This window comes from Candidatus Nitrotoga sp. 1052 (assembly GCF_927312905.1).
Lineage (GTDB): Bacteria > Pseudomonadota > Gammaproteobacteria > Burkholderiales > Gallionellaceae > Nitrotoga.
The window spans coordinates 66,620-79,480 of sequence record NZ_CAKMHQ010000010.1 but is presented as its reverse complement, the minus strand read 5'-3'; the positions used below and the strand labels follow the sequence as shown (position 1 = coordinate 79,480).

Annotated in this window: 19 protein-coding genes and 2 pseudogenes; 6 read left to right on the top strand and 15 right to left on the bottom strand. The window is 50.3% G+C overall.

What is annotated here, in order from left to right:
* Positions 1–363: 363 nt before the first annotated feature.
* The 3 genes from MJ768_RS01990 to MJ768_RS01980 all read right to left on the bottom strand — a co-directional run bounded on the left by MJ768_RS01990 (position 364) and on the right by MJ768_RS01980 (position 2,215).
* Positions 364–684: a hypothetical protein gene (locus MJ768_RS01990; protein WP_239287632.1), complete on the bottom strand. Its 321-nt coding sequence runs from the start codon at positions 682–684 to the stop codon at positions 364–366.
* A 62-nt stretch (positions 685–746) separates the two neighbouring features.
* Positions 747–1,979, bottom strand: a complete 1,233-nt coding sequence (locus tag MJ768_RS01985) for a cytochrome-c peroxidase (RefSeq protein ID WP_239287631.1) — start codon at positions 1,977–1,979, stop codon at positions 747–749.
* 77 nt (positions 1,980–2,056) lie between these two features.
* Complete coding sequence (locus MJ768_RS01980; protein WP_239287630.1) at positions 2,057–2,215, bottom strand: hypothetical protein; 159 nt, start codon at positions 2,213–2,215, stop codon at positions 2,057–2,059.
* A 184-nt stretch (positions 2,216–2,399) separates the two neighbouring features.
* Between MJ768_RS01980 and MJ768_RS01975 the strand changes: the two genes are divergently transcribed.
* Complete coding sequence (locus MJ768_RS01975) at positions 2,400–3,137, top strand: M90 family metallopeptidase (RefSeq protein WP_239287628.1); 738 nt, start codon at positions 2,400–2,402, stop codon at positions 3,135–3,137.
* A 460-nt stretch (positions 3,138–3,597) separates the two neighbouring features.
* Here MJ768_RS01975 and MJ768_RS01970 read toward each other — a convergent pair whose 3' ends face one another.
* Positions 3,598–4,254 (bottom strand): chemotaxis protein CheB, encoded by a 657-nt coding sequence (locus tag MJ768_RS01970; protein ID WP_239287627.1) that lies wholly within the window; start codon positions 4,252–4,254, stop codon positions 3,598–3,600.
* 322 nt (positions 4,255–4,576) lie between these two features.
* On the opposite strand from MJ768_RS01970, the gene MJ768_RS01965 reads away from it, so the two are divergent.
* Together MJ768_RS01965 and MJ768_RS01960 are read left to right on the top strand one after the other, a co-directional pair.
* Positions 4,577–5,311, top strand: a complete 735-nt coding sequence (locus MJ768_RS01965) for a glutathione peroxidase (RefSeq protein WP_239287626.1) — start codon at positions 4,577–4,579, stop codon at positions 5,309–5,311.
* An 85-nt stretch (positions 5,312–5,396) separates the two neighbouring features.
* Complete coding sequence (locus MJ768_RS01960) at positions 5,397–6,839, top strand: dihydrolipoyl dehydrogenase (protein WP_239287625.1); 1,443 nt, start codon at positions 5,397–5,399, stop codon at positions 6,837–6,839.
* A gap of 72 nt (positions 6,840–6,911) precedes the next feature.
* On the opposite strand, the pseudogene MJ768_RS15305 reads toward MJ768_RS01960, so the two are convergent.
* Positions 6,912–6,983: pseudogene (locus MJ768_RS15305) on the bottom strand (IS200/IS605 family transposase); the annotation flags it as partial.
* A gap of 138 nt (positions 6,984–7,121) precedes the next feature.
* Between MJ768_RS15305 and MJ768_RS01955 the strand changes: the two are divergent.
* Positions 7,122–7,286: a DUF4372 domain-containing protein gene (locus MJ768_RS01955; protein ID WP_239287624.1), complete on the top strand. Its 165-nt coding sequence runs from the start codon at positions 7,122–7,124 to the stop codon at positions 7,284–7,286.
* A pseudogene (locus MJ768_RS01950) lies at positions 7,241–7,476 on the top strand (IS4 family transposase); the annotation flags it as partial. The gene MJ768_RS01955 and the pseudogene MJ768_RS01950, both read left to right, overlap by 46 nt.
* Here the strand turns inward: MJ768_RS01950 and MJ768_RS01945 are convergent.
* The 8 genes from MJ768_RS01945 to MJ768_RS01915 form a co-directional block, all read right to left on the bottom strand.
* Entirely contained in the window at positions 7,477–8,088 is a 612-nt protein-coding gene (locus MJ768_RS01945) for a TMEM175 family protein (protein WP_239287623.1), read from the bottom strand.
* A gap of 69 nt (positions 8,089–8,157) precedes the next feature.
* Positions 8,158–8,481: a helix-turn-helix domain-containing transcriptional regulator gene (locus MJ768_RS01940; protein WP_239287622.1), complete on the bottom strand. Its 324-nt coding sequence runs from the start codon at positions 8,479–8,481 to the stop codon at positions 8,158–8,160.
* A gap of 165 nt (positions 8,482–8,646) precedes the next feature.
* Positions 8,647–9,429, bottom strand: coding sequence for a hypothetical protein (locus MJ768_RS01935; protein WP_239287621.1), 783 nt, complete (start codon positions 9,427–9,429; stop codon positions 8,647–8,649).
* Between the two features lie 176 nt (positions 9,430–9,605).
* A complete protein-coding gene (locus tag MJ768_RS15105) occupies positions 9,606–9,734 on the bottom strand; it encodes a hypothetical protein (protein ID WP_256449810.1) in 129 nt (42 codons plus the stop codon).
* Positions 9,734–9,940 (bottom strand): addiction module protein, encoded by a 207-nt coding sequence (locus MJ768_RS01930; RefSeq protein WP_239287620.1) that lies wholly within the window; start codon positions 9,938–9,940, stop codon positions 9,734–9,736. The genes MJ768_RS15105 and MJ768_RS01930 overlap by 1 nt, the downstream gene beginning before the upstream one ends.
* Positions 9,941–10,084: 144 nt before the next feature.
* The gene (locus tag MJ768_RS01925; protein ID WP_239287618.1) at positions 10,085–10,315 is read right to left on the bottom strand and encodes a hypothetical protein; all 231 of its coding nucleotides are present in this window, start codon (positions 10,313–10,315) and stop codon (positions 10,085–10,087) included.
* Between the two features lie 844 nt (positions 10,316–11,159).
* Positions 11,160–11,468 (bottom strand): type II toxin-antitoxin system PemK/MazF family toxin, encoded by a 309-nt coding sequence (locus tag MJ768_RS01920; RefSeq protein WP_239287617.1) that lies wholly within the window; start codon positions 11,466–11,468, stop codon positions 11,160–11,162.
* The gene (locus MJ768_RS01915) at positions 11,462–11,698 is read right to left on the bottom strand and encodes an AbrB/MazE/SpoVT family DNA-binding domain-containing protein (RefSeq protein WP_239287616.1); all 237 of its coding nucleotides are present in this window, start codon (positions 11,696–11,698) and stop codon (positions 11,462–11,464) included. The genes MJ768_RS01920 and MJ768_RS01915 overlap by 7 nt, the downstream gene beginning before the upstream one ends.
* A 65-nt stretch (positions 11,699–11,763) precedes the next feature.
* Here MJ768_RS01915 and MJ768_RS01910 point away from each other — a divergent pair, with 65 nt between their 5' ends.
* A complete protein-coding gene (locus MJ768_RS01910) occupies positions 11,764–12,219 on the top strand; it encodes a hypothetical protein (RefSeq protein ID WP_239287615.1) in 456 nt (151 codons plus the stop codon).
* Here MJ768_RS01910 and MJ768_RS01905 read toward each other — a convergent pair.
* Positions 12,211–12,534 carry a helix-turn-helix domain-containing transcriptional regulator gene (locus MJ768_RS01905; protein WP_239287614.1) on the bottom strand — a complete coding sequence of 108 codons (324 nt, stop codon included), beginning with the start codon at positions 12,532–12,534 and terminating at the stop codon, positions 12,211–12,213. The two genes, MJ768_RS01910 and MJ768_RS01905, sit on opposite strands and share 9 nt — an antisense overlap.
* A gap of 4 nt (positions 12,535–12,538) precedes the next feature.
* On the bottom strand, positions 12,539–12,838 hold the full coding sequence (locus MJ768_RS01900) for a type II toxin-antitoxin system RelE/ParE family toxin (protein ID WP_239287613.1): 300 nt from the start codon (positions 12,836–12,838) through the stop codon (positions 12,539–12,541).
* Positions 12,839–12,861 lie beyond the last annotated feature (23 nt).

Sequence of the window (12,861 nt, the reverse complement as noted above, 5' to 3'; positions counted from 1 at the left end):
TTTTACACTTGCAATTTGTTATTTTTAATGGGGGGAAGTCCGACAGGCTGCTAGGCAAGGATGGATTGTTCGGTGAGCTGTATGCCGTCACACATTTGGAGGCTGCACAAGCTCCCTACATGCAGGATTTTCTGGAAACAGTGCGAACCGTTTGCTGGGGCTGATACCTTTAATGATCCGTGGAGATGAGTTTTGAGTTTTCTCCTAAATTAACATTTACACACAGCGCGGCGATCAATCAGAAGACAATTTTTCAAAGGTGGAAATCGCGAAGCGTAGAGGATGTACTGATGCCCGTTCAGATGAAAGTCGGCTAATAAATTATTTGTGTTCAAGCTTTCTACCACTCCCCGATGCGAAGCACTAAATAGCTGCCAATTGAGATAGTTCTTGCAGGGCTCCCCATTGATGGGGCCCTTTATCTTGAGTAGAGTACAGCTTAACTAACGGGATTCCTTCTGTTGTTCCTTCTTGTCTTAAAAGGATAGCTAAATGATGTCCTCCTTCATACAGGATAAAGTTTGACCCCATAATCTTCATTAATTTCTCCCGAGCTTCTCTTAGAGAGCCGCAATTAAATACAAGCTGACTAGCCGCTAATGCTTTGTAAATATGCAAATCATTCCGATTCACATAGTGGTTTTTGAACTCTTCAGTATTCACACTATAAATAACAATTGCCATATCAATTTTTCCTTGTTTATTTGGGTGGGCAAAGTGAATTTGCCCACCCGTTACGGTTGTTATTACGGAGAGAGCAAGAAAGGAGGGGGGGAATCAGGCGGTACACGGCTATCTAATCCCCATAATTGATAGTCGTCGGTTAAGGTTTTAAGAAAGGCGACAATTGCCTTTTCCTCTTCAGAGCTCAAGCCCAGATTACCCAATTCGCTGCTATTCACATTCTGGGGAATTTCGGGTTGGGGCCAACCGGACTTGCCGAACCTTGGATCTGTGTTATCCCGTACCGCACCCAAGGTATCGCGGCTATTATAAAAATGCACGACCTGTTCCAGCGTTTCCAAGACGCCGTTATGACCATAAGGCGGCGTCAGTGCAATATTTCTCAGCGTCATGACTTTGTGCTTGCCGATCTCATTGCCTTCAGGGTCTTTGGCTGCAATATCGCTACGACCACCGAGTCCCAGATCAGGCTCCGGGTTATTCGGTATTTTTACATTACGTGGCAAGCCGATGTTGTCGTAGGTAAAATCGGTAAACAGCGGCAGCATTAGTTGGCCGTTTTTGTTACGGGTAGCCTCGCTGGTATGGCAAGCGGCACAGTTGCCTTTGCCATTGAATAGCTCTAAGCCTTTTTCTTCAATAGCGGTTAAAGTGGTTTTCCCAGCCAACACATAGTCGAATTTGGACGTGAACTTATTAAAAACAGAGGTTTTTTCAAATTCGCCGATGGCTTTTGTCGCAAGATTAAAGACTTTGTCAGCTTTAATAACATCCAGATTGATACCATAGGCTTCCCGGAACAACTCCTTGTATCTTTTATCCTCCTTTATACGGTCAACCACCGCCTGTTCGCTGGGCATTGCCATTTCGAGCGGATTCAGCAAAGGTTTTTGCGCCTGCTCGCTCAAGTCTTTGGCGCGCCCATTCCAGAATTGACCTCCTACAAACAAGCCTGCATTTTTATTCCAATGGAATGAAGGACTATGTGCCGCATAACCTACGCTTGGAGTATTTAACGTACCTGTGGCACTGGTAATCGAGCCTTTCGAAATGGCAGTGCCATTTTTGACGTTATCCGGGTCAACAAACCCCGGGACCACCTTACTAGCCAAGTCATTACCCCCTGCCGGCTGGAGACTGTGACAACTTGCACAGGATTGGTTTCTGTTCAGAGACAGATTTTTATCCTGGAATAAAAATTTGCCAAGTTGCTGCACATCTCTCAGCGGATCTTTGGCTTGAGTGGTAAAGCTGACCAACATCAATATTGATAAAACAACGCTTCGTAATTTCATAAATAAAACTCCAGTAAAAGGTATACACAAAGAGAGTTGCCAGCCGTAGCGAATGATTATACAGTTAATAATGATTCTTATTCAATATATAAATTAAAAATAATATGGAACGCTGCTACATCAATTTTGGCGCGCTCGACGATGGCTGGAGACGGATCTTTTAGCCTCTTCACTGCGCAGCCCACGCGTATGTGATGCCAGCACGCCTCCACCTCGGCATTTGGAACAGTACGCACTATAATCGGCAGAATTTTGAATAATTCTGATCACAATTTCCAAGCCACATTCCTGACTAAGGTGATCAAGATGACATGCCATAATCCTGAGGTGGGTAAAGTCCAGAAGCTCATTCAACATCATGTCGCTGATCACAGATAAAACAAGATGCGTCCACTAGGCACTGTGCTACGGCGCTGGCGCATGCGCAGGATTCTTAAACGCCATCCGATACCTCACTGCATCTGGCGAAGTGTGACCCGGCGCGTGTCGGTGTTAAGAGGACTGGATGCGGTGCAAATGGCGCACCTGCGGGAGTTGACGACTTGGTTTCTGGATCAGAAATCAATCACCGGCGCTCGGGGTTTGGAAGTGACGCCCTCAATGAGGGTGGCGGTGGCCGCCCAAGCCTGTTTGTTAATCCTGAATCTGGGAGTGGAGTATTTCGACGGTTGGGTCGAGGTCATACTCTATCCAGGTGCGTTTCGCGTTAATCATGCACAGACGGATGCCATTGGCCTGGTGCACAACGAAGCAAGTATTTTAAGCGGCGAGTCATGGTTGCGCGGTCCGGTAATTTTGTCTTGGGATGACGTGGAGCGGGATACCTATCATTTTCATGCCGGCCACAATGTTGTGTTGCATGAGTTCGCACATAAACTGGATGCTCTCAATGGGGTAACGAATGGCATGCCGCCACTGCGTCGTGGCATGAGCCGGGGAAAATGGGCCGAGGCATTGAGTGGGGCCTACGAGACACTTTGCCTGCAAGTGGCAGCGGGAGAATCAGCCTTTATCAAGCCTTATGCTGCCACATCCCCGGCGGAATTTTTCGCGGTATTGAGTGAGTATTTTTTTACTGCACCGGATATTTTGAAAAACTGCTGTCCCAGTGTCCACAAGCAACTGACGCTGTTTTATCAACAGGCAGCATCGCGTTAATTCATTCTGGGCACCTCTAAAAATCCAATTTTCGTCACAATACGGCGTTACTCGAAAAAAATTATCGCTTACATATCAAATATATGCCGCGCTCAAATTTTTTACTCGTGCCTTGTCTTGCTTAGAAACTTGAATTTTTAGAGGCGCCCTTCTGTAAAAACAGTTAGCCACGATGAGCATGGGGAATATATCTCAAATCAGGGGGGTAGTATGACCGAAGGGCGGAGTCCTCAATAATCCCGCAAACAGGCGGAAACCAATATGTATGAATTTTCCTACCGAAACGCTTGAACGCCAGTTCTATGAAAATAGATTGGAGGGATGAAATTATTGGTGCCAGAATTGACAACCAACCTCATGTTATTAGTGTTTATCGAAAAAACAAGCTAAAACAGAGCGCAGACGAAAGTGCTATTGCCATCAACGATGATAATTTGGTTTGCTAAATTTGGCACAATTTTCATGCTCTGGACGGTTGATTTTTGTCCGGACTAGAATTCGAACACAGCTGTAAAAGCTTTTGAGCGATATCTTCTGGCGATAGCACAAAATCGATGCATCCACTCGCAATTGCGCTCTCCGGCATGTCTGGCTGTTTTGCGGTACTAAGTTTTTGTGCGATCGTAATGCCGCCTACTTCTTTAATGCCGCATAACGCAGCTGCCCCGTCGCCATCATATCCAGAAACAATTATGGCAATTAGCTTGCCGTCCCAGTAACTCGTAAGTGATCGCAAAAAAACCGTTATTACATCGGACCAGCCGCGCGGTTTGGATATCGGCTTGAGACGAAATTCTCCATCGAGGACATGTAAATCCCGATTCGATGGGATAATAAATACGTGGTCAGGTTCGATCAACAACTTTTCCGTGATTAGCTCAACAGGCATCGTTGTGAAGCGAGGAAGAACTTCGTGGAGTTGAGTGGGCAGTGTTGTCATGTGATTGACGATAACGAAGGCAACACCCATATCAGCGCGAAGATTTTGCAATAAGCGGATATATGTATCGAGACCTCCTGCCGAACCGCCGATGCAAACGACAGGGAAATTTTTCGCGGACGGCTCCGCTGCTTTCGGCGCACTTGGTCTATTAGGCATCGTTTGGCGTTCGTTCATCTGTCACATTGAGCCATGTGTCTGAAGCATCTGGTTTCAACTTGTTTTGGTCAAAAACAAGAGCAGAGCGGACAGAATAGCACGCGCGATTCGCATCTACCAATATGACTCATTTCCACCCAGATCAATTCCCGCCCCCCCAAACGCACCATTCCTGGCCTCGGTACGCCACCGAACAGACGTACTGTGCTGCAAGGAATATTGTGTACAAATAGACGCATAGTACAAACAGAAAACGCGTTGAGTCTAGCTGGAACCACTTGGCAAGGGCAGACAAAAAACTGAAAGAACAATTGATTCTAGATAAAGAGGAGGTAATGCCGTGCTGCAGTCAAGAGAAGGTCATGAAGTTCCTAAGGTTACTTTTCCGATACGAGTCGATAATGAATGGCAGAAAGTAACCAGCGATGCATTGTTCAAAGGCAAAACCGTGGTGCTGTTCGCACTGCCGGGAGCCTTCACCCCCACCTGTTCCAGCGCCCACTTGCCACGCTATAACGAGCTTGCAGAAGTATTCAAGAAGAATGGCATCGACAGCGTCATTTGCCTATCGGTAAACGACCCTTTCGTGATGGCTGCCTGGAAGGAGGATCAGCATGCCGAAAACATCTACTTCCTGCCCGATGGCAACGGTGAATTCAGCGCAGGCATGGGCCTGCTGGTGGATAAATCGGATATCGGCTTAGGAAAGCGGAGCTGGCGTTATTCCATGTTGGTGAAGGATGGTGTGATTGAAAAAATGTTTATCGAAGCGGAAGAGCCGGGCGATCCCTTCAAGGTCTCGGACGCCGATACTTTGCTGAACTACATCAACCCCAATGCCAGTCTGCCGGCGCAGATAACCCTGTTCAGCAAGCCTGGCTGCCCACATTGCGCCCGCGCCCGCAAGATGCTAACCGAAAAGGGCTATCGCTTTGAAGATATCGAACTGGGCAGCCACGGCATCAGTTTCAGCTCCCTGAAAGCGGTGACCGGACAAGGTACCACGCCGCAGGTGTATATCGATGGTCAACATATTGGTGGGTCGGACGAACTGGAAGCCTGGTTGGCGAAGTGAATTTTCGCGGGTCGGACTGAAACCCGAGACGCGTCTGCCTTATGCTGTTGCGAAGTGCCCAATTCTTGCATAGGAATGTTTCCTCATGAATCCAATCAATGTCGATGTCGCCATTATCGGCGCAGGCACCGCCGGTATGGGGGCCTACCGCGCCGCCCTGTCCCATACCGTATCCGTTTTGCTGATCGAAGGTGGGGTCTACGGTACGACTTGCGCCCGTGTCGGCTGCATGCCCAGTAAATTGCTGATTGCCGCGGCGGAAGCCGCTCACCACGCCCGTCACAGCGATCCATTCGGAGTGCATGTGGAACGCGTATCTGTTGATGGTGCGGCGGTGATGGCGAGAGTGCAGCGAGAACGGGACCGTTTTGTCGGTTTCGTGCTGGAGACCATCGAATCCTTTCCGCAAACTAACCGTTTATCGGCAAAGGTGCGTTTTCAAAATGCCAATACCCTGGTGACAGAGCATGGTCAGTTGATTCATGCCAGGCGAATTGTGATCGCCAGTGGCAGCATCCCGGTCTTGCCGCCATTGCTAAAAGGTTTGAGCACGCGCCTGCTGACCAATGAATCGGTGTTCGATTTGCCCACTTTGCCGAAAAGTCTGGCGGTCTTCGGTTCGGGCATTCTCGGTATGGAATTGGGCCAGGCCATGGGCCGCTTGGGGGTAAACATCAAGATTTTCGGCGTAGGCGGCAGTATTGTCGGCATTAGTGACGAAGCCATGCGCGCTTATGCTAATGCAGCCTTCAATGAAGAGTTTTATTTGGATGCATCGTCTTTGGTGAAATCGGTCGCCGAAACCGCCACCGGAGTGGATGTCCATTTCCTGCACCGGGACGGCACGTGGAAAACCGAGTCGTTCGAATATGTGCTGGCGGCGACCGGCCGTGCTCCCAATGTAGCCGGATTGGGGCTGGAAAATACCGGCTTGGAATTGAACAAATGGGGTGTGCCAGTGTTTGACCGCTTTACCATGCAGTGCGGTAACAGCGCAATTTTTATTGCCGGCGATGCCAGCGATGAGGCTCCTTTGTTGCACGAAGCTGCCGATCAGGGTCGCATAGCCGGCGACAATGCCGGGCGTTACCCCGATGTGCGGGCCGGCTTGCGCCGAACGCCGCTGTCCGTGGTATTTACCGAACCACAAGTCGCGTCGGTGGGATTGAATTTGGAGCAGATCCGCCAACATTACCAGAGTCGCTACGCCGTGGGCCAGGTATCTTTCGAAGGCCAGGGCCGCAGCCGCGTGATGCTGCGCAACAAAGGCATGCTTAAAGTCTACGCTGAACTGGGCAGCGGCTTGTTCCTGGGGGCGGAAATGTTCGGTCCGTCCGCCGAGCATATCGGACACCTGATGGCTTGGGCAGCACAGAAATGCATGACGGTTTCAGAGATGCTGGAAATGCCCTTTTATCATCCGGTCATCGAAGAAGGACTGCGCACCGCCTTACGGGATCTCAACCATAACCTGCACATGGGCCCGGAAATAATCAAGCGTTGTATGGATTGTGGGCCCGGTGCGTAACAAATGTCCTCTCCACACGTTGAATCGGGGCGGTCGCCTCCGCTGACCAAGGCTGAAAATCAACCGCTTGACTTATCGACCTACCGGCCCTTGAAGCATCCGAAATCTGTACTTCGGAACCCATACCAAATGATATTGACAATCACTGCTGTCCGGTTAAACGAGAGGGCGAACCGCTGAAAGCCACGAAGGACGCTGAATTCCAAGCGACGAAGGGTGGTGTCGATTTGAACGGCGCAAGGCGGTTCTGGCCGTCTTCCGGTTTTTCTCCCGGAGGCTGCCATGAATACTGGCAAGACGCTGTTCGCCCAACTGATGGATTTTCTGCCTTGGACCACATTTACCCGAATCGTCGAGCGACATGGTGGCAACCGCTACGTGAAATTGCTGGCATGTACTAACATCTGCGTATCAAAAAGTTCTACGGCAATTCAGAGAATGCGGTGAAGTCGCAAATATGGATTGCAATGTCGGTCTATGTTCTTGTCGCCATCGTCAAAAAGCGCTCTACACATTGTTACAGATATTGTAGCTCACCCTATTCGAGAAGATGCCCTTGCAGCAAGCGTTTCCGGGTGGCGACTACATTCCACCAGAGGGCGCGCCTCACAACGAGATGAATCTATTCACATTTTAATCAGACAGCAGTGTCATTTTTTAGTATTGCTGCCCAATAAATCCAAAGCAGGGTGGTTATCGAAACGGTTATCCAAACATTGACAAAGGCAAGCAATGTCGCCGCTACGTAAATCGGCAGAGCCATAATTAAACCCCGCGATAATTTTCTTATCTCGTCGTCACTTACGTTGTCCTTCAATAAGTTTTTATTCCCTGAAACGACGCGCAAGAGCATGATGTATGCGCCGTTCGCAAAGACCGAATACCCCGCGTAAAATGCAGCTGCTGCTGGCGCAGCATCGGTCAATATATATTTCGCCAACACGCTTGTCGGATATGACACGGCCGCTACAAAAAACAACACCAAACCGTTAGCGAGCATAAACTGAGTATTAGTCTTGCGAACGATTTTGAAAATACCGTGATGACTTATCCACATCAACAGAACCACGATAAAACTGTTGAAGAAAGCGAAGTATTCCGTCCACCGCTCGGCTATCGCCGCCGTCAAACTAGCGTTGTTAATTGTTTCTAACACCGGAGCTTTCAAATCAATCGCAAGTAGCGTCAATGCAATAGCGAAAACGCCGTCGCTGAAAGCCTCAATGCGACTAGTTTCCTTTTCATTCATAATTTTCAGTATACGCCAGCAAACGAAAGGTTGCCGCACCAGCTCTGACTCATTAGGAAAAACAACTTGCTATGCTAATTCAACCGTATGAACTTCAATTCCAACTTTCAGACGCGCACGGATAGCACCAAAAATTGCAGCGAGATTATCCATGCTTGGATTACCTTTGGGCGATAACATGCGGTGCAAGCTTTTGCTGGGTTTGTCAGTCAGCACGGCCAACTGTTCAAATCCCACTGTGGCATTCACAAGGTCACGAAGGATGAGGCGCGCTGTTTCCGGTTCGTCACTCAGAAACAAAGTTGCCGCTTCATCAAGCAGTGCTTTCGCAAACTCAGGATCGCGTTCAACGCGCTCAATAACTGTTTGTTTAAAATTTCGAGTTAGTGCCATGTGATCACCTCATTGTTTTTTCAGTTTTTCTGGCGGTAGACTGGGGCCAAAGGCCAGACGTTGAGGAACTCATCCCAAAGCTCGTATTGCTTCTTCAAATCATTCATTTTCGCCACACCTCCACATTAATGAGGAACGTAGCGGGAATCAGGATCTGATCTGACGTCATTTCAGATGCTCCTCAATCCAATCCCACCGCTTGTCCTTTACCATCACGAATCGACAACGCCCGTCGGAAAGATTGGCCCACAGGCCGCCAATCAATCGGTCATCCTCGGCCGATAACCAGCGGTCAGCACCCTTGTATTCGACGGCAAGAACCGATCCGGGCTTGTCATCATTTCCCGGAAGCTGGCATAGAAAGTTCGGGTAGAAACGCCCGTCGGTCTTTCGCAGGAAGAACGAACTCCCTTCGCGCCGCACCAGGTTGCGCACCCAGAACTGAATACGGCCCTGCTGCGCCTGAATATTCAGCCAGCAAGCGCACTCGAACTCTTCCTTGCTGTCAAAATCGCCAATGCGTCCGTAAAAATGCTTCCTGAAATCGAAGTGACCGAAGCGACCGTCGTAGTCACGGCTGGGCGCATAAGCATGTGGGTGAAAATCGAAAGCATAGATATCACTCACCGCGACACGGTATGCGTCGTCGTCACCGAACAGCGTTTGCTGGAAAGCCTTGCCCACCGCCTGTTTGCGCAAGTCGCGGATGCGCGCTTCAAGGCGATTACGGATCAAGAACTTTTGCAGGTTGGCGCGGGCCAGCGTGACATCATCTCGGCGCAGAAGATCGGTTAGCCACGCGGCGACGAAGACCTGCTTGCTCGCGTGGGTGAGGGATTGATCCGGCAGGTTGCGGCAAAGCCAGGTGGCGAGGCGAATCTCATCAAAGTAGGCTTCCATACTGTCGAGCACTTGCGACTGGTAGGTTTTCGGGGTGAAGCTCGTCACGATGGTTCCCGATCGATCCAGTAATCCGGGGCGCGGTGCATATGGGCCACGGCAATGATGAAAAGACAATCCGGCTCAACCGAATACAGCAGCTTGTACGGAAATCGGCTCAGAATCATGCGCCGGATATCCCCACGCTCGACCGGTACCGCTAACGGCCACTGGCGCATGCGCAGTTAGGCCTGGCGTACTTCCGCGCGAAAACGTGCCCCCAGGCCGGGAACCTGCCGTTCATAATACGCTTCGCCGTCCTCGAATTCCGCCTTGGCCTGCGGGGAAAAATCGATGCGTATCACCTCGCGCATTACAATTCGCCGACCACGTCGCTGGCCGGAATACCCTGCATTCGGCCTGTGCGATAGGCCGCAAGTCGCCGCTCCGCCTCCTCGATCCAGACGCGGTCAAGTTCCGGGTCCGGACGGTCGAGACTATGCAAAAGCTCGTCAATCAGCTTAAAGCGTTCGGCAGGGTCAAGCTCCATAGCCGAATCAATCAGTGTCTTTGTATCCATTTGTGCACCTCTCTTATCAATCAACTCCAGATTATTACTGGACGCAGTCACCAACAAACCACGCGCCCTTCGGCCAGCCCGCACCAGCGCATTCCACTAACCACGCAAATCTTTGTCACGGCAAAGCTCAAAGGAGTTCTTCACTCACACCTCCAGCGCGTAAGGGGTTTGCTTGAAGGTGATGCCTTCGCGCGCAGCGCGGCCGCCCATACGGTTGGCAGCGGCGTAGATCACTTTGGAGCCGGAAAATTTCGGCAGTACCTCGAACACCGACCCGGTGAGCACATTGCCGCCGCCGATCGATTTATCCTTGAGGATGCCGTTGTAGAGCAGGTAGATGCCGCGTCCGTCATGCACGCCAAGAAGCGGCGACAAAATCCCCCTCACCCCCCTTTTACAAAGGGGGAAGCCTTTTGCGCTTTAGACGGTGTCCTTCACAACGCCCAGATGCTGGGCGACTTCTCTTGCGGTGACCCACGGTTCGGCATTCATGGCATTGGCGCTCAGGATAAACCTCAAAGTCGTTTTAAATCTTCATCAGTCTATCAGAGGGTGGCTGCTTCATGGGGGGGCACTTGATGGCCGACCGCAATGGTCGTTTTGCCTGTTTCCGCCTTCGAATCGGCTGCAAACTAGCGCCAGCGCTGGGTTTCCACGGGTCACCGTTTCTACCGAATCTGCTGCAAATCAGCGAACCAGGTACGCACTTGGGTTTGCACCCTTGCCGTTCAGCTAACTCTTCCTCTTGCAGGGCGAGTAGAAGACTTCCACCTCATAGTAATTGTGCCCTTGCCGGGCGCACAAAAAGAAACAGCCAAACCACTGAAATGGTTTGGCTGCATTGGTCTCCGGTGGTTTCTGGAGACCTAGTTTGGCGGCGTCACCGAATACACAGCGTCAACCCGCATGAATGCTTGAAGCATGACGTTCGTACTTGACCTGTTGCCCCCAAAGTTGCCCCTTGGGTTTGCCTGCTGCTCAAGTTGCGCCAACCCGTTTTCATGGCTTATTTGCAACTCAATCGAACTACAGTTCTCAACTACTCTACTGGCGCGGTTGCTCACCAAGCAGTGCAATTCATTGCTTGCATTAGATTACCTTGCTCACAAAAGTCATGTCCTCGCGCGCGTGCGCGTGAACATAATTCCGTAAGTTTGTTTAAGAAGTTGTAACCATACAATCTAGAAACTGATTTCTTTGTGGAGGCTCATGTTATTTCTTAACTCAGCATTTCCAGCAATACAGGATGCCATACCGATAACTCGATCTCACCCATTTTCCCTGTCAGGCGGCGCTTATCTACCGAACGTATCTGGTCGAGTAAAATGCGCGCTTTTTTCCCCACGAAAACAACTTCAGGGCGACAGCCGAGCGGCTGACCTTTACTGGTTATTGGGGCAATGATGACGCGCGGCAATGCTGCATTAAGATCGTCCGGCGACACGATCAGAGCAGGACGTGTTTTTTTGATTTCAGTGCCGATAGTCGGTTCAAGATTGACCCAGTACACCTCACCGCGTGCTACCACGCCCATTCCTCGGTTGAGTCGTCCACGGGCAACGCGGCCAAGGGTTCGACATCTGCTTCCGGTTTATATCCCACAAACCAACCAGTACGTGGCGAATGCACCGGTACAATCACCAGACTTTTCCCTTCCAGACGAATATCCACTTCATCGGCCATTTCGCACGCCGCCAGTAGTGCTGCGGGGATAATTACCCCGCGCGAATTGCCGACTTTTCTTAAAATAGTACGCATCTCAATCTCCTTGTAAATGTTTTAACTATGTTATAACACATTGTCATGCTGACGCAAGTACGCAAATGTCGATTTTGCCGGTGACGGTGACGGTGGCGGAGATGAGCGTGGCGCGGCGTTATGTCTCCAGTAGTGGAACATTGTCACGCGCCTTCCACACTGCCATCAACAATGCCGGCCAGATAGTAGGCCGTGTAAATATGTCCTCCACGAGCAATGACTGGTATGGCACCATTTGGAATGGCGCCTCCCTTACGGGCAACAGAACATTAGGTACAAATCACGATGATGCTAATGCCATCAACGATGCGGGCCAAGTGGCAGGTTCCAATGCATACCACGCCACTATTTGGAATGGCACAACGGCGACCACCCTTGGGAATGGTACAGCCTTAGCCATCAATAATAATGGCAAGGCTGCAGGGGCAGCCATGTACAGTGGGGGAATTGAACCGGCGTCCCGCAGGAATAAAATAAGCACAGTTCGTACCCAACAAATGCAAAGCAACTTGCTATGCTAATTCAACCGTATGAACTTCAATTCCAACTTTCAGACACGCACGGATAGCACCGAAAATTGCAGCGAGGTTATCCATGCTTGGGTTGCCTTTGGGCGATAGCATGCGGTGCAGGCTTTTGCTGGGTTTGTCAGTCAGCACGGCCAACTGTTCAAATCCCACTGTGGCATTCACAAGGTCACGAAGGATGAGGCGCGCTGTTTCCGGTTCGTCACTCAGAAACAAAGTTGCCGCTTCATCAAGCAGTGCTTTCGCAAACTCAGGATCGCGTTCAACGCGCTCAATAACTGTTTGTTTAAAATTTCGAGTTAGTGCCATGTGATCACCTCTTTGTTTTTTCAATTTTGCTGGCGGTAGACTTGGCTTTCTTTCGCACCTTGTATTCGTGGTGCAATGCCTTTGCCTTATCAATATCCTTCTGCTGGCCGCGCTTGGTGCCACCGCCAAACAAGATGATGAGTGTGTCACCATCCCTGGCAAGGTAAACACGGTATCCCGGCCCCCAGTCAATGACGTATTCACCGATGCCGTCAAACCATTTCACGCTAGACGTATTTCCAAGCTCCAAGCGCAATTTGGCAGTAACGATTTTGCGGCGGCCTGTGTGGATCAAGGTTGTCAAACCATGCCTTATATGGGTTTGTG